Below are 16,553 nucleotides of genomic sequence, written 5' to 3' on the forward strand. Positions count from 1 at the left end.
CACCGGGAAAGCTTGGCAAAGACAGTCGGTCACTCCGTTCAATTGCCATTCAGCACAAAAAGGAAACCAAGCCTTGGTGATTTCAGTTTAATTGCCCAACAAGGGCTACAATCTGCCAGGCAGGATTGACACTTCACTTATTTGCATGGGGCGATCGATCGATTCCCGTTGCACAACTATAGGCCGCTCATGGGTAACGGAAGTTTTTCCGAAAAAGCTGTAAAGACTTCACCGCGTATTGGTACCGGCGTGCCAGGACTCGACGACATCCTGGGCGGCGGACTGTCGCAGAATCGCGTGTATCTGGTGGAAGGCTCTCCCGGCGCGGGCAAGACGACGCTTGCCCTCCAGTTCCTGATGAAGGGTATCCGACAGGGCGAAAAAGGCTTGTATATCACCTTGTCCGAAACCGCCGAAGAGCTGCAGGAGATCGCTGACAGCCATGGCTGGTCCATAGAAGACCTGTCCCTGTTTCAGCTTGTCAATGACGCGGGTCTCGACCCGGATTCCGAACAATCGATCCTGCATCCGTCGGAAGTGGAACTGGGAGAAACCACCAGAAGCATCATGAACGAGGTCGACCGCGTCAGCCCGGCGCGTGTCGTGTTCGACAGCCTGTCTGAAATGCGCCTGCTGGCACAGAATCCCTTGCGTTATCGGCGCCAGATTCTTGCAATCAAAAACTATTTTTCCACGAGAAAATGCACTGTCATCCTTCTCGATGACAAGACCTCGGAGACAAGCGATCAGCAGCTGCACAGCATTGCTCACGGCGTGATCACGCTTGAGCAGCTGGCACAGGAATTCGGCAAGGAACGTCGGCGCTTGAATGTCGTAAAGATGCGAGGCATCAAGTTTCGCGGCGGCTTTCACGACTTCATTCTCGACACCGGCGGCTTGAGGGTCTTTCCGCGCCTGGTTGCCGCCGAACACGGTCGGAAGTTCTCTGCCCTCATGCGCCCTTCGGGTTCGTCCGGACTGGACAAGCTTTTGGGCGGCGGGCTGGTCCCCGGCACAAGCACATTGTTTGTCGGCCCGTCGGGCATCGGTAAAACCACGCTTTCCATCCAGACGATTCTGGCGGCCCTTGAACGCGGCGAGCGTGCTTCGCTCTACCTGTTTGACGAGGGCCTCGGAACCCTGCTTACGCGAAGTGCGGCACTCGGCATGGATGTGCGTCCGTATATTGAAAGCGGCCATCTGCTCTTCAAGCATATCGACCCGGCCGAGCTCGCGCCAGGCGAGTTCGCACACATGCTGCGCGATTCTGTCGAAAACGTCGGCGTGAACTTTATCGTTATCGACAGCCTCAACGCGTATCTGCAGGCTATGCCCGGCGAGAAATACTTGATGCTGCAAATGCACGAATTGCTCGCTTATCTGAATCAGCAGGGGATTACGACCGTGCTTATCCTCGGGCAGCATGGCCTGATCGGCGAGGTGCGCAGTGAAGTGGACTTGAGCTACCTGAGCGACGTTACCGTACTGCTTCGCTTCTTTGAAGCCAAGGGACGGATGCGCCGTGCCATTACCGTCATAAAAAGCCGCACCAACGACCATGCGCAGACGATCCATGAATTGCGCTTCGGTACCGAGGGCATTGAAATCGGCGAGCCTCTGGAAGGCTTTGAGGGTGTGCTGACAGGCCTGCCGACATACCGGGGCGCCACGCCGATGATGACTACGCAGGACGAAAACAATGACACTGGAGCATAAGGACGAGGAACGCATCCTCATCCTGGCTCCGCGGGGAAGGGATGCGCAGGTCATTGAGCAGGTCCTGACCCGGTCCGGGACGCGTTGCACCGTATGCGCCGACTACGCGGCGCTGTGGCAGCAACTCGATTTGGCGGCGGCCGCGCTCATCGTGGAAGAAGCCCTGCATGGAGTTGACCTCGAGCCTCTGGCCGGCAAGCTGGCGCAGCAAGCTTCGTGGTCCGATTTTCCTTTTGTCTTCCTGATGTCGCCGACGGACGGCAAGATGAGCACGGGCGTCAACACGACCATTCAAGCCCTCGGCAACGTCATTCTGCTGGAACGCCCGATCAATGCCGAAACCCTTCGTACCGCTGCCGCATCGGCGTTGCGCGCGCGCAGGCGACAGTATCAGGCGCGTTCCGATTTGCACGAACGCATGCGCCTCAATGCCACCCTCGAGAGCCGCATTGCCGAGCGCACGGCGGAGCTTGCGCAAGCCAATGACCGCTTGATGCAGGAAATGGCCGAGCGCGAACGCGCCCAGATCGCCCTGGTGCAGACGCAGAAAATGGAAGCCCTCGGTCATCTGACGAGTGGAATTTCCCATGACTTCAACAATCTGCTCAGCATCATCCAGGGCAACGCGGACCTTGTGGATTTGATCGCCGGCGACGAGCGCATAAAGCGGATGGCCAATACGATCCGGAAGGCGGCCGAACAGGGGGCCAAGCTGACGGGCCAGTTGCTGGCATTTTCCCGCGCACAACCGCTCGACCTGAAGATTTTCGACCTGAACAAGGCCCTCGAGGGTATCCAGGATCTGCTGGCTTCTTCCCTTGGCTCAGGCATTCAGGTGCGATTGATGCCCACGGCCGGTCTGCCGCCCGTCAAGGCGGATCCGCATCAGATCGAGCTGGCGGTGCTGAATCTGGCGATCAATGCCAAGGACGCAATGCGTGATATCGGAACGGTGATCATAGGCACCGGCATGAAGCCTGCGACCGAAGGCTTGGTGCCCGGGCGGGATTACGCGGTCATCTCTGTAACCGACACGGGGGAAGGAATCAACCCGGAAATCATTGCCAAGGTCTTCGATCCGTTTTTTACGACAAAGCCGCATGGCAAGGGAACGGGACTGGGCTTGAGCCAGGTGTATGGAATTGCGCAGCAATCTGGCGGCACCGCAAAAATCCGCAGCGAGGTCGGTGTCGGCACCACGGTGGAAATATGGCTGCCCCTGGCTGCTCCCGAGGACACGGTCGATCCGGCACCGCGAAGCAATGTGAATTCCAGGCACGAAGGTAATCGCATCTGCATCATGGTCGTTGAGGATGACCCGCGTGTTCGGCAGTTCATGGTCGAGAGTCTCGAGATCCTGGGTTACCAGGTCGCTCATGCGGAGGACGCGCAGGTCGCCCTCGATAGCATTGAATCCATGAAGCCCGATCTGTTGATCACCGACTTCCTGATGCCCAGCATGACGGGCGCGGAACTGGTAAGGCATGCGCGCAGAATATATCCGGACCTGCCGGTGATCATTGCGACAGGATATGCCGATCTGCAGGCCATCACTGCGGTCATCGATCCGGATGTGGTGCTGCGCAAGCCCTTTCAACTACAGGATCTGTCTTACAAGGTACAACAGGCATTGATCAAGGCAGGCATATCGACAGCCCTTGCCGATTCCGATTGACGGCCAAAGAAAAGCGCGTCAGCAACCTGGTCATCGGCTGCGGCGTGTACAAATAAAAGGCAAACCGAAAGTCAATCCGATGCCTGCAGGGGAAGCGCTTCCACTTGCAGGCAAGCTGCGGCAGGCCAGGGCCATTCCCCTCGCGTCCGGGTGCCTTTTCCCATACGCTTGCACAAGTTCCCTTCGGAAGGTCTTTCCTTTTCTGTACAATCACGTCGACGCCACCCGATTTTCATCACGATGCCTTCCGACCTGCACGCTCCATCCGGATTTTCCCGCCCATCCAAATCCGCGCTCCTGTTTCACTTCGTCGCCGGAGCATGGGCATGAAACTGAAAATGGCGGAAAGGTCGCTGTTCGCAATCTTGCTGCGTTCGCCGTGGTGGATCAGTTTCGTGCTTGCCATCGTGCTCGGACTGCTGGTCAGCGCCATGCTGCCGCGCCAGTATTCCGCACTGGGGGCATCGGCCGGATTTCCATTCCTGGTCATCGGCCTGATCGCGGCCTGGCAGCAACTGCGCGCGCCGAGCCCGGCCCGTATCGCTCAGGCACGGCAAACGCTTGCCGCAATGAGCTGGGGCGAAGTTTCCGCCGCGGTCGAGCAAAGCTACCGGAGCAAGGGCTGCACCATTGGCCGCTATGCTGGCAACGGCGCCGACTTCGAAATTCTCGGCCCCCAGGGCAAGCTGCTGCTGGGCTGCAAGCGCTGGAAGGCGGCGCGTACCGGCATAGAGCCGCTGCAGGAACTTGTCAAGGCGGCGGAAAAGGAATCCGCACGCCCCGTGTATATGGCGCTCGGCGAACTTACCGACAGCGCAAGAAGCTTTGCGGCGCAGCACCGGATCGCATTCATGCAGGATGCGGATCTGGTCGTGCTTGCTTCGTCCACGACGGGTGCGGCGAAAAGCGACAGCCGCTGATTCGCCGGCCTCCTCCGAGAGTTGCGATCCCGCAGTGGATCGCCCTCGCTCGTTTCGAGCTTGCTATTCCGACCTCATTGCCGCGAGGCCGGGCAACGATGCGTGCTTTCAATATTCCACGTAAACCACCCGAATCATTCATCTTGTGCAATGCATCCAGCGAGCGAAACGCGTGGCATCGCCCGTCATTGCTCAACTGCTCTGGTGGTCTGACCACCGTTCCAATTCAAACCTTTTTTTTTCCTGCTGCATTGCGGCGTCAACACTGCCGCACGCCGTCGTTGAGATTTCATAAGCCTGCACCACTTGGGGATTTACAAGTCTTTTATCGTGTCAATACTGGTTTGAAGGAGAAGCGAACAAAAACAATCCTTCAAGATTCGCATGGAGACACACATGAAAGCACAGGAACTTCGTCGGAATGCAGTTCCCTTCCCTTCCTCGCACGCCCCCCGGCATTTTTTATCTGCCGTCCCGCCCATCTCCGGTTGCGGATCACCGCACATCAAGCGGTCCGCCTCGCTGGTGGCGATGGCAATGGCGATGACCGGCCTGCTGAGCGCCTGCGGCAGCAGCGACAGCGATCAGCCGACGGCGGCGTCCAGCACGGACACCAGCCAGCAGGCGCCGGCCGCGCCGGTCATTTCGCAGCTGAACAACCTGACCGGCCCGACCCGCGAAGTCACGGTGGAATTCCAGCAAGGCACCAACATGGCGGCCTCGCCCTCTCCCGACGGCAGCCGCATCGCCTTCACCGCGCAAGGCGCGCTATGGATCATTCCGGCTGCCGGCGGCAGCGCCACCCGCATCACCGGATGGGAAATCGAACCGACCGCTCCGGTCTGGTCGCCGGATGGAAAACTCATCGCATTCCAAAACTACACCCCTCAGGGCAACTACCATCTCTACACCATCGAACCCAACGGCGCGAACCTGAAGGAAGTCACCACGGGATTCTTCGACGATCGCGAGCCGGCATGGACACCGGACGGCAGTTCGCTGGTGTTCGCTTCCGACCGCAGCGGTGACGGGCAATACAAAATCTGGCGGGTGGCCGTTGCCGGCGGCACGCCGGTGCAGATCACGAAAGGGCCTGGCGCGGAAAGCAACCCGGTGGTCTCGCCCGACGGTACGCAGGTCGCCTACACCGATACCAACCGCGTGTTCCGCGCTGCCTATTCAGGCAACGATGCGGCAACGCTGGTTGGACCGGGAGCCTTCCCGGCATGGATGCCGAACGGACAGGGCCTGGTTTTCCAGACCGGGACCAGGGCGCTGAACATGGACGGCAGGGAAGTCACCAGCGGCGAAGACCTGTTTCCCTTCCCGGTACGCTGGCTGCCCGACGGACGCTTCCTCTATACCGCCGACGGCAAGATCCGCATTCGCGACAGCGCCGGCGGCAACATGCGCGACGTGCCGTTCAGCGCCTCGATCACGGTCAAGCGCCCCAACTTTACAAAGACCAAGGACCGCCATTTCGACGATGTCGCGCAGCGGCAGATCATGGGCATCAGCGCGCCGGCGCTCTCGCCCGACGGCAGGCGCATCGCCTTCGTCGCGCTCAACGATGTCTGGGTGATGACCATCGGCGAAGCCCCTGTGCGTCTCACCAACGACAAGGATCGCGACGGTAGCCCGCAATGGACGGCGGACGGCAGCGCCGTGTATTTCTCCTCCGAAAAAGGCAATGCCGGCGCGCTTGCCGTCGACCAGGTCGAAGTCGCGTCCGGCCGCCGCACGCGGCTGGCATCGATCGCCGCCAAGTCGATGGTCACGCCCAAGATGTCGCCCAGCGGCGACCGCATCGCCTTTACCAGCGGATCGGGGCAGCTCGAAGTGTGGAACATCGCCGCGCGCTCGGCGCAGGTCATCGCGCCTTCCATTAGCACCCAGGTGAGCACGCCGTACTGGACGCCGGACGGTTCGCGCATCATGCTGGTCGACAACGAGCGCATCAACAACCGTTTCCGCGAAGGCTACAACAAGCTGCGCGTGATCGACGTAGGCAGCCGCGAAGCAAAGTTCTATCCTGTCGCGCAGCCGCCGCAGCAAATCTCCGAACGCGACGAAGGCGCCGCCGCCCTGTCGCCGGACGGCAAAACCGTAGCCTTCATCATGGACTCGGTGCTGCATGTGATGCCGCTCAACGCCGACGGCTCGCCCGCCGGCGCGGCGCGCAAGCTCACCGACGAGGTCGCGGACCTGCCGTCATGGAGCGGCGACTCGTCCACTATCCTCTACAAGTCGGCCGGCAAGCTCAAGACCATTCCCGCCGGAGGCGGCTCGGCCACCGAAGTGCCGGTGAACCTGCAGTGGCGGCAGGCGGTGCCCCAGGGAACCACCATCGTTCACGCGGGCGCCGTCTGGGATGGCGTGAGCCCGCAGCTGCGGCAGAACGTCGACATCGTCATCACCGGCAACCGCATCACCGAGATCCGTCCGCACCAGGACAACGCGCAGGCCTCGGCCGAACGCTTCATCGATGCCTCGACGCTGACTGTCATGCCGGGGCTGTGGGATGCGCACATCCACCCGCTGACGCTGTACCAGGGCGGCCAGTACGGACAGATCGCGGCGCTGATGCTGGCCTACGGCATCACCTCCACCCAGTCGGTGGCCGGGCCGCTGCACCAGAGCGTCGAGATGCGCGAGGCGCTGGAAGCAGGCAACCTGAACGGGCCTCGGCTGTTCATTTCGCCGCCGCTGTGGGAAGGTAACCGCCTGTTCTACAATTTCGCCCGCACGCTGCGCACGCCGGAAATCGCCGATATGGAAATCGCCAAGGCCAAGGCCATGGATACCGATTACATGAAGTCCTATGTGCGCGCGCCGATACCGATCATGACGCGCATCGCGCAGGCCGGGCTTGACCTGGGCGTGCCGACCGGTACCCACATGCTGTCGCCGGGCGCGGCGGCCGGCTTGGGCGGCACCACTCACCTGTCGGCGACCCAGCGCATGGGCTACGGCTGGTCGAAGTCGGTCGGCGGCTTCACCTACCAGGATGCGGTGGACATGCATGCGAAGACCGACTTCCGCCTGGTCGACACGCTGTTCTCGTCGATGGCGCTGGTCGGGGAAGATCCGACCCTGCTGACCGGCGAACGCTTCAGCCTGCTGGTGCCGCCCAACTTCATCAGCGGCCTGCTGGGCACAGCGCAGCCGACTGCGGCGCAGGTGGCCACCGTCAGGAAGGATGCGGAGCAGTCGTCCAAGATCCTGGCGGCTGGCGGCCTGCTGGCCTACGGCACCGACTCGCCGCTGGTGGCGCCGGGCATCGCGCTGCACATGAACCTGCGCGGCGCCGGCCTGGTGCTGAACAATCACCAGGCGCTGCAGACGGTGACCATCAATGCGGCGAAGATGAGCATGGTCGACAAGGACCTCGGCACCATCGAGGCCGGCAAGCTGGCCGACCTCGTCATGGTCAGGGGCAATCCGCTCGTCGATCTCAAGACTGCGGCCAATGTCGAGTATGTGATGAAGAACGGCTTCAACTATTCGGTGGGACAGATCCTGGAGCCCTTCAAGACGCCGGCGGCCATCGCCGCGCGCAAGAAGTCGCTGATGGCCTATCGCATCATGTGCGCGAAGAACCATCATGAATGCGGCCACGGCATGCATGCGCATTGAAGTCAGCTGCTGATCCGCATTGAACCGGGCCATGCCGCGATATCGGCATGGCCCGGCTGTCTTCCGCGCGCAGCTGGTTCAAAAAGCGCATGCCCCGATCCGCCCATTGAATTGAAGGCAGCCTGGCCGCGTTCCGGTTGACGGAACTCTTGCGACAAGGCAGCATCATCTTGAAAGCCGGCCTCCGACCCGGGTAATCCGGCTTGACATGAATTTTTCCATCCAACCGCCATGAACCCGACACCCACTTCCCTGAGACAGGCCCTCGACGGCATTTCCGGCATCCTGGTCACCCCTTTCGACGCACAAGACCGACTTGCGCCCCAGAATCTCAAACCCATCGTCGATCGCGCGGTCGATGCCGGCGTCCACATCCTGGTGGCCAACGGCAATACCAGCGAGTTCTACGGCCTTACCGCCGCGGAAGCCGAGCACATGGTCCATGCGGCGGCCGAGCATATCAACGGCCGCGTTCCGCTGGTGGGCGGCGTCGGCCGCAGCGTGCACGAAGCCTGCGCGCTTGCCAGGGCTTCGCGCAAGGCTGGCGCCGCCGCGCTGATGGTGCACCAGCTGCCCGATCCCTTCGTCGCGCCGAGCGGAATCGCCGCCTACCTGCGGCGCATCGCCGAGGCGTCCGATGGCCTGCCGCTGGTCTTGTACCTGCGCGACGCCAGCGTCGGCAATGCCGTGATCGAACAGCTGTGCCGGATTCCGGAAGTCGTTGGCGTCAAGTGGGCGTCGCCCACGCCGCTGCAGCTGGCCGAAGTCATGGACAGGGTCGCCGACCGCGACATTGCCTGGGTCGGCGGACTGGCAGAGACCTGGGCACCCCCGCTCTACGCGGTCGGCGCACGCGGCTTCACCTCGGGCCTGATCAATGTATTTCCGGCACTCTCGATGCAGATCCACGGCGCGCTCGACCGCGGCGACTATGCCGCCGCGCGCGCACTGATCCGCAGCATGGCCGACTTCGAGGCGCTGCGTGCGCAGGAGCGCAACGGCTCCAACGTGAGCGTGGTGAAGGCCGCGCTGCAGCTGATGGGCCAGGACTGCGGCGCCGCGCGTCCGCCGGCCACCTGGCCGCTCGCGCCGCAGGACCTGGAGCGCCTCGGCCAATTGCTGAAGAAGTGGGAAATGCCCGGCTGAGTCAATTCCGATTCCGACTCATTCCCAAACGCGGGATCGCGTTCTTCCGCTTCACCGTGCTCCTGTCTTCATCCATAAACCGCTCTATGCTCCCTTCTGCTTCCCGGCGGCCATCGATGTTGCACATGAACTGTTTTGCGGCACAGCATGTACATCGATCAGGTTGGAACGCTGCCGCAAGGCACTGCTGAAACTCCAGATGTGCACTCCGCAATTGATTGTGTGCCAGGTTCACCGATTAAGGGGAAAAACGCGGTGAACCTTGGCAAACGCGGGAAGGTTATCCTGCACCACCATCTGCAAAAAGGAAGTACAAAGTTCATACTTTGGAATAGGACTCGAAAGAGCGTTAAGATCTAGCAATAAATCATTGTTTCTCTGGGTTATTATTGCAGTTTGCAAACTGCACTATGCACTATCAGGCGCATTTACCCATAGGCGACAATGAAGAAGGTCACGGCTCTATTCTTATTGTTCATATTGAACATCTGCCTTTCCTTGAACCCTGTTGCGGCCAAGGTCAAATCAACGGATTCAAAGGCGAAAAAATCGGCTTATAAAAAAGTCAACAAACGCAAGGTGGCTTCTGCGCCGGCGGCAAAAAAAAGATCCAAGGTATCGGTTCGCTCAAGAACCAAAATTGCTCGACTCAAGAGTGGTCGCGCTAAACGCCTTGTTGCTTACTCTCCGAGCCGATCCTCGGTATCGCGCCAGGCAGTTCCAATCAGCGTGGGAGACAAGCTCGGGCTGAACCACTCGGAAAACATTCTTGGACTGAGGTCCAATGCCGCGCTTGTAATGGACGAGTCCTCTTCAGAAATCCTGTTCGCGAAGAACCCCGAGGCCGTGCTGCCGATTGCATCGCTGACCAAGTTGATGACCGCGCTCGTGGTCCTGGAGGCGAAACAGGACATGGACGAAGTGCTCACGGTGACCAGCGAGGATGTCGACCGCATCAAGTTCACTTCATCGCGCTTGCCGGTCGGAGCGCGTCTTACCCGGCGCGAAATGCTCCATATTGCGCTGATGAGTTCGGAGAACCGCGCGGCCTCCGCGCTTGGCCGACATTTTCCAGGCGGACTTCCGGCCTTTGTCGAGGCTATGAATGTGCATGCCTTGCTACTTGGAATGTCCGATACACACTATGTCGAGCCGACTGGCTTGTCCAGCCAAAATGTGTCGAGCGCACGTGATCTTGCCAGACTGGTATCCGCGGCGGAGGCGCATCCGCTGATCAAGGAATATTCCACGGCCACGGAGCATGCCGTTGAGCCTGGCGGTCGCCAATTGCAGTACTGGAACAGCAATCGCCTGATCAGGAATTCGGACTGGGATATCGTCTTGCAGAAGACGGGCTATATTTCCGAAGCAGGTCGTTGCCTTGTGATGAAGGCAATAATAGAGGGCCGTTCGGTGATTATGGTTTTCCTCGATTCCAAGGGAAAGTACTCGCGTGCCTCGGATGCCAATCGCGTACGTGGTTGGCTGGAGAAGGTAAAGCTTCCCGCATTAACTCAAAGCGTCACCGAGCTCGGGGTTAACTGAAGAGGCCGGCGCTCAGGAAGCTCCTTTGTCGCCAAGCGCAGCGTCTATTTTGATTACGATGGCGACATCGCTCAAAACAGCCACAAGCCGACTGCTGGAACCCATGCAAAATATCTCGCTGATCGAAACAGTACTGATGCCCGGCGAGGTTGAAAGGGCGCGGGATTGATGGCATGCCTGTTACGTTCCCGCGCAGGGCATATGTAACAGCCCGATCAGAAGATGCGGTGAGATCGAAGCAAGGCCAATAGCGCGGATGCGAGGGCGCAGACGGCTGCAACGCCAACCAGAATCGCGCCGATTTCTGTTTCCCTTTCTTCATATGCGAAACGGGCGCTCAAGCTCTTGTAGACATCCGTCAACTGCTGCCCGGTCGCTGCGTACATGTATTCGCCGCCGGTATTACTGGCGATCTTCCTCAGGGCGTCTTCATTAAGAGCGACCTTCATCGACCATCCACCGTAAGAGACTACCTGTCCCTCGGCAGTACCGATGCCGACAGTAAAGATGCGCACGCCTCTTTCAGCAGCGATACGGGAGGTTTCAATCGGGTCAGGGCCAGTCGTTGCTTCGCCATCCGACAACAAAACGATAGCGGCGTTTTTATAAGAACCCGGCGGCACGATGGTTTGTGAACGGTCTACCCGCAGAGGATCGTTTGCAGCGGGATTCCGCAGGTTCTTGTCAGGGGCTCTCGGCTCGAAGTCCGCAGTTCCCAAGTCGATCTTCAAGTCAGGGAAGATGGTATTAAGCGAAATCAGGATCGCGCTGCCAATGGCGGTACCGGCTTGAAGCTGCAATTGATTTACTGCGTTCAAGATATCGGTGTGGTTCCTGCTCGGCGCTTGCACGACGCTGGCCGCGGTTGCAAAACTGACGATCCCTATGCGAGTGCTATCCGGTTGCAGTTCAACGAACTCCTTCACAGCGGCCTTTGCCGCATCAAGCCGGTTGGGCTGGACATCGTCGGCCCGCATGCTTCCTGATACATCCAGGGCCAGAATAATGGTGTTATGCAAGGTCGGGAGCATCACGGTGGCAACCGGCCGTGCGAAAGCAAGAATCAGCAAGGTAAGCGCCGCAATGAATAACGCCGGGGAAAGATGGCGCAGGAACGCTCGGTCCTTGCTTGCCGTAGGCAATGATGCGGTCAGGCCGGGGTAGCGCTGCAAGGTGTCGGTTGTTTTACGCGTGGCCCGTATGTACCATGCTGCAAATACGATGGGCACAAGCAAGAGGGCCAACAACTCCGGCCACAGAAAATTTACGTCGTATCCCATCACAAAGCCTCGTTCGGATCATATTCCTGCTATCAGGTGTCTTTATCATGCACTTGCTCCTGACTCGTCGTAGCAAGAAATGTGATTTACCTGAGGCGCCTCAATAACCGGAACGCATTCTTTGCCTTATTACTCGCCTAGCGGCCTGGTGTTTATTCGTCATGGAAATTGCATTGGGCATGTTCCAGGCAGGATTGAGAAGACAGTCCAATCGATCATGCGAATGGCTTTTTACTACATCAAAACCCCGGTTTTAATTTTTCATTAAATACAACCATATGAAAATTTCATATCTATAACGATCCGTGTAGGCTTGGCCCGGCACTCAAGGGCCGGTCAGTTCTGTACCCGCCGGATCACACCATAGGGAAAGGCTTCCGATACACCGATGGAATGCATCAGTCTCAGCTTGCCGATAAGTTCGTCAAGATCAAACGGTTTATTGAGATAGAAATTCGCCCCTGCGTTAAGGCACCGCTCTCGAACATGGCTGCTTTCAAGCGCGGTGATGATCATGATAGGCATGGCGTCATTGCGGGCCCGTATCTCTTGCAATAGCTCATAGCCGCTTTTGCCGGGAAGCCCGAAATCCAGTATGGCGGCGCTGAAGTCGGTGTCGGCAAGCATGTCGGAAGCAAGCTGACCGTCCTGTATCCACACGACAGAGATATCCTCAAGCTCGAGACCGATCACAATGTTCTCACCGATCATTGTGTCATCTTCAACGAGCAAAACTTTATGATTCATTGTTGATGCCTAACCATGGCTGCTCATCGAACTATCAGCGAGCCAAGTCCTTGAAAAACTGCTCGCGGCCTTTCTATTCACAAAAGTCGGCATCGGTACGTCTGTAAAAACCGGCGAAGAGGCGCCAATTGGGGTACATACGCGCTTTGGCACGATGATGTGTCCGCATGGCTTGCGATTTAAGGACTCATTCGCGCGCAGACAAGACCAAGTGCATGGACGACTCTACGAGAAGTTCATCACTTTACAACACCATTCTTAGGCTACGCTTAACCGTTGCTCAGACATGCGGGGAAAGGTTCAGCGCACGATCACTGCAATGACATCGATATGGCCACCGACCGGAAAATGTCGCATTCCAGGAATGAAACAATGGAAGTTTACAAGCCAATCCGACATGCTTAACTTAAGATCAATGTGGTGTCATCAAGCCAATCTCAAAAAATGTCCGGACAGATCAACCGGACGGGCATTAGGGATTGCTTGCCACCTCAAGGATGGAAATCCAATACAACAACAGCGAAGGAATTGGCGGATGAGCCACTTCCATTAACGGCATCAGGTATGGACACCACGTCTATTCAAAGGACATCGTGTCGTTGCTCGCATCTTTGCCTTCCCACCATGATTACATTGTCGGGAAGTGAGCATCATATAAAAGCTGCTCGGGATTGTTACCGAGGGCCTCCAGTATCGGTTCGAACACTGGCTCGGAAGTTGACGGCCTGCATCGGACAGCGGCCGCATCCTTTGCGTCCAATGCGTGTACGAAGGCAAAGACCAGGCTTGTCGACGATTCACTCCCTATTGTTCTTGATGCATGCACGCGCCAGTGCTGCCGACTCAGCGTTATTTCAATAGTATTGCTGTTATCCGACGTTACCAATTCGCTTGTCAAGTGAACACAATTCTCCAGTGCCCGGGTGTATTCAACTCGCATGGTGTTTGATCGGAACCGGTTCATATTCGTACTGAACCCGTCATGGCTCGTCTGGTTGAACTCATATTGAAACCTGAACGTTCCATCGGAATGAGGACGAATACCCAAGTCAATACGTGCACCCTGGAGTCTGCTGTAAGCCGTGAAATTGCCGGGATCGCCGTCATGGTAAGCAGCATTGTTTTCCGGGTGCGAGAAGGCGGATATCAGCTGTCGTGCTTGTACCCCATACAAGCGGATCGCTACATCGCTTATGGTGCCCTGCCGCCAGCTTTTCTTGGCACCGATCAAGACGCTATGTTGTGAAACGGAAGGGCCTGCCTTCAATACCGCATCGTCCACTTTCCGGGCCGCTGCAAGACGGATACGGATCGTTTTAGAAGGAGCATAGACCGAATTCAGCAATAGTGACGTGGCGCCCTCTTCATGGCTCACAACGCTTCCCATCCCCAGCCGATCTGTTAATTGCTCAAGATGTTCAACCTGAATCGACGATAGTCCGTCAAGCGTGCTGCCGACTTGGGCCTCCCATCTAACCTTCCCGTTTTTAAAACCCAGGCCGGCACCATCTTCCGATATATCGATATCCCAGTGGCTTTCCGAAGCCCCGCCTGGTAACTCCGGCAATCGTATTTCACCTAGTCTGGGCAGGATGAGTCGACGCTGATCATCGGCTGCAGCAGAACACAGAATCGGAGCGAAAAGGATCGCAGCAAGGCATATACGCATCACCATAAGCTAGCCCCTTTGCAGAAAGACAAGTTGGCTTCTCAAGACCACGAAGGTGAGTATAGATATTCATGCTTATAGGAATCTTAGGTAACGCTCCGGCAAAACAAGCAAGCCATTTAAGATTGGGCTCAGATTGGCGGAGTAACCTAAAGAAACTGATAAGGTGGAAGCGTGCCGCCGGTGGCGGACGCCACTTCCACCATGGACATGACCTTTGCAACGAAGATTTGGGAGTCTGGAAATGCCAGTGAGTTACGATGAGCATCACCTTCCGTCCTGTTGCGGGATAGGATTGATTCCCGGCGAACCCTACACAGTTTGCCAAGTCTGCCGGACTCGATTTGACACACGGCATATTTCCGATGAAATCATGCTACGCCGTTGCACAGGAGCGGCTGCGCGCGGAAAAATGACGTTCTCAGGTGGCAGGCAGCTTGACGCCAAACTGTGAAAATCGAGGAAGATGGACACGTGAATGCGCAGCAGTACCTGACGAAGGCCAGTGGAGCGAATTGGAAATCTGTTGACGGCAAATTACAACCGCCTGGGCATCATGCGATACGTGTCACTCTCCCGTATCGTGCATGGGTCCGACCAGCACTGGCGACACCGTCTCGTCAGGTTACGGCATCGGTCGCCGACGGCCTGCCGCTTCGAGCAAACCTTTTACCGCGTGAATGTCGACGTGAAATATCAGGCGCTACCTGAAGTTGTATCTTATCCGGCTTATTCATCCGTCTGGCAGTACATCCGCACTCACATTCGTTACCAGAGATTGATATGAAATTCATCGCTGACTCGGTCGAGTACGCCTTCTATGCCTTCTTTGGGCTGGTATGCCTGTTACTTCTCCATACTGTCTCAATTGTTCTTAAACTCATTGGCATTGCGTTTAAGAAGAGACATCAACCATTCTCTGCCATCAAATACGAACCTCGTCCATACGCGGATGAATAATGCATGCAAGGATTCTGCGAGAACTTCCCGGTTTTACTGGCGCCAAAACCTACATGATTCAAACTAAACATGTACGCTCGTTGCAGTTGTTGTCCGGTAGCGCACCGGGGCGTCCTCTTCATTTGAGCGCCGCAAGCGGTCTCGTCAGGATTGCGTCGAATCTGTACGTTATCGCAGACGACGAGCATCATCTAGGCATATTCAGCACAAGCATTGATACACCTGGACGAGTGATGCGCGTGTTACCGGGGACATTGCCCGAATCCAAGGACGAACGAAAGGCAGTAAAACCGGATTTCGAAGCACTTGCCTTTCTACCTGCATCCGAACATTTGCCGTTTGGAGCGCTGCTGGCGGTTGGTTCCGGCTCGACCGTCGCGCGTAAACGAGCCGTGATATTACCCGTCGATGCGGCCGGAGCCGTAAATGACGCACCACGGGTTGTGGATCTTGCCCCCTTATACGATAGGCTTGGCGCATACATCAAGGAACTCAACATAGAGGGCGCCGCTCTCCAGGGCGATCGCCTGACCTTACTTCAGCGCGGGAACCTCAACAATCCCAAGAGTGCCTGCGTTTCGCTGAGCCTTTCGGATTTCCACGCGATGGCCTCCGGCGCCATATCCGCAAGCGACGCTATAGAGCTCCGCATTATCGAGTATGCTCTCGGCGACATCCGCGGCGTTCCCTTATGTTTTAGCGATGCCGTCGCCCTGCCGAATGGCGATCTTGCATTCTGCGCGGTTGCCGAAAATACGGGCGACAGCTACAACGATGGAACATGCGTAGGTGCCGCAGTAGGCATCATCAAGGCGGATGGTTCGCTCTACTCTGTTCTGCCTCTTGCTCATCCGCACAAGGTCGAAGGGATCGAGGCAAGCGTGCAAGGCTCGCTTGTGCATATTTTGTTAGTCACGGACGCGGATGATCCGGAACAACCGGCCTTGCTATTGTCGGCCGACATCGATGGTTATCCGTTCTCTCAGGCTGCATCGAGAATCTTGTCATCCTGATTTGTCCAGCAGATTATTAAACAGCTTTTTCCTGGGTAAAAGATTTCAACAAGGCACATAACGTGATCCATGTCATGCGGTGCCTGTAAGTCACGAACCTTTTGCACCGCTTTGTCTCGCATCCCAATAAACCGGCGGCGAATAAGATTTTTCTGCGAGCGATGCGTATTTTTTCGCGGATCGGCTGCCTTTAATACAATCCAGGCACAGTTGCACGGGAAGACGGCAGGCAGTGGCCTGTCCTCT

The 16,553-nt window shown here is 57.6% G+C and carries 10 protein-coding genes; 7 read left to right on the forward strand and 3 right to left on the reverse strand.

Features of this window, described 5'->3' with window-relative positions; all coding sequences use genetic code 11:
* Positions 1-189 precede the first annotated feature (189 nt).
* The 6 genes from RY831_RS12770 to pbpG all read left to right on the forward strand — a co-directional run bounded on the left by RY831_RS12770 (position 190) and on the right by pbpG (position 10,638).
* Positions 190-1,716 (forward strand): ATPase domain-containing protein, encoded by a 1,527-nt coding sequence (locus tag RY831_RS12770; protein ID WP_326506735.1) that lies wholly within the window; start codon positions 190-192, stop codon positions 1,714-1,716.
* The gene (locus tag RY831_RS12775; protein WP_326506736.1) at positions 1,700-3,391 is read left to right on the forward strand and encodes a response regulator; all 1,692 of its coding nucleotides are present in this window, start codon (positions 1,700-1,702) and stop codon (positions 3,389-3,391) included. The genes RY831_RS12770 and RY831_RS12775 overlap by 17 nt, the downstream gene beginning before the upstream one ends.
* 326 nt (positions 3,392-3,717) lie before the next feature.
* Positions 3,718-4,311, forward strand: coding sequence for a restriction endonuclease (locus RY831_RS12780; protein WP_326506737.1), 594 nt, complete (start codon positions 3,718-3,720; stop codon positions 4,309-4,311).
* 396 nt (positions 4,312-4,707) lie between these two features.
* The gene (locus RY831_RS12785) at positions 4,708-7,947 is read left to right on the forward strand and encodes an amidohydrolase family protein (RefSeq protein WP_326506738.1); all 3,240 of its coding nucleotides are present in this window, start codon (positions 4,708-4,710) and stop codon (positions 7,945-7,947) included.
* Between the two features lie 231 nt (positions 7,948-8,178).
* Entirely contained in the window at positions 8,179-9,093 is a 915-nt protein-coding gene (locus RY831_RS12790; protein WP_326506739.1) for a dihydrodipicolinate synthase family protein, read from the forward strand.
* A 444-nt stretch (positions 9,094-9,537) separates the two neighbouring features.
* Positions 9,538-10,638 carry a D-alanyl-D-alanine endopeptidase gene (pbpG, locus tag RY831_RS12795; protein ID WP_326506740.1) on the forward strand — a complete coding sequence of 367 codons (1,101 nt, stop codon included), beginning with the start codon at positions 9,538-9,540 and terminating at the stop codon, positions 10,636-10,638.
* A 215-nt stretch (positions 10,639-10,853) separates the two neighbouring features.
* Here the strand turns inward: pbpG and RY831_RS12800 are convergent, their stop codons facing one another.
* From RY831_RS12800 to RY831_RS12810, 3 genes are all read right to left on the reverse strand, one after another.
* On the reverse strand, positions 10,854-11,918 hold the full coding sequence (locus RY831_RS12800; RefSeq protein ID WP_326506741.1) for a VWA domain-containing protein: 1,065 nt from the start codon (positions 11,916-11,918) through the stop codon (positions 10,854-10,856).
* A 336-nt stretch (positions 11,919-12,254) separates the two neighbouring features.
* Entirely contained in the window at positions 12,255-12,665 is a 411-nt protein-coding gene (locus RY831_RS12805; protein ID WP_326506742.1) for a response regulator transcription factor, read from the reverse strand.
* 628 nt (positions 12,666-13,293) lie between these two features.
* On the reverse strand, positions 13,294-14,340 hold the full coding sequence (locus RY831_RS12810) for a hypothetical protein (RefSeq protein WP_326506743.1): 1,047 nt from the start codon (positions 14,338-14,340) through the stop codon (positions 13,294-13,296).
* Positions 14,341-15,293: 953 nt separating this feature from the next.
* Here RY831_RS12810 and RY831_RS12815 point away from each other — a divergent pair.
* Positions 15,294-16,307 carry a DUF6929 family protein gene (locus tag RY831_RS12815; protein WP_326506744.1) on the forward strand — a complete coding sequence of 338 codons (1,014 nt, stop codon included), beginning with the start codon at positions 15,294-15,296 and terminating at the stop codon, positions 16,305-16,307.
* Positions 16,308-16,553: the final 246 nt, after the last annotated feature.

It is taken from the genome of Noviherbaspirillum album (assembly GCF_035916955.1).
GTDB classification, from domain to species: Bacteria; Pseudomonadota; Gammaproteobacteria; order Burkholderiales; family Burkholderiaceae_D; genus Noviherbaspirillum; species Noviherbaspirillum album.

Coding starts and splice junctions, on each gene's coding strand:
- RY831_RS12815 (WP_326506744.1), top strand. CDS start 15,294: ATGCATGCAAGGATTCTGCGAGAACTTCCCGGTTTTACTGGCGCCAAA.
- RY831_RS12805 (WP_326506742.1), bottom strand. CDS start 12,665: ATGAATCATAAAGTTTTGCTCGTTGAAGATGACACAATGATCGGTGAG.
- RY831_RS12810 (WP_326506743.1), bottom strand. CDS start 14,340: ATGGTGATGCGTATATGCCTTGCTGCGATCCTTTTCGCTCCGATTCTG.
- RY831_RS12800 (WP_326506741.1), bottom strand. CDS start 11,918: ATGGGATACGACGTAAATTTTCTGTGGCCGGAGTTGTTGGCCCTCTTG.
- RY831_RS12780 (WP_326506737.1), top strand. CDS start 3,718: ATGAAACTGAAAATGGCGGAAAGGTCGCTGTTCGCAATCTTGCTGCGT.
- pbpG (WP_326506740.1), top strand. CDS start 9,538: ATGAAGAAGGTCACGGCTCTATTCTTATTGTTCATATTGAACATCTGC.
- RY831_RS12790 (WP_326506739.1), top strand. CDS start 8,179: ATGAACCCGACACCCACTTCCCTGAGACAGGCCCTCGACGGCATTTCC.
- RY831_RS12775 (WP_326506736.1), top strand. CDS start 1,700: ATGACACTGGAGCATAAGGACGAGGAACGCATCCTCATCCTGGCTCCG.
- RY831_RS12770 (WP_326506735.1), top strand. CDS start 190: ATGGGTAACGGAAGTTTTTCCGAAAAAGCTGTAAAGACTTCACCGCGT.
- RY831_RS12785 (WP_326506738.1), top strand. CDS start 4,708: ATGAAAGCACAGGAACTTCGTCGGAATGCAGTTCCCTTCCCTTCCTCG.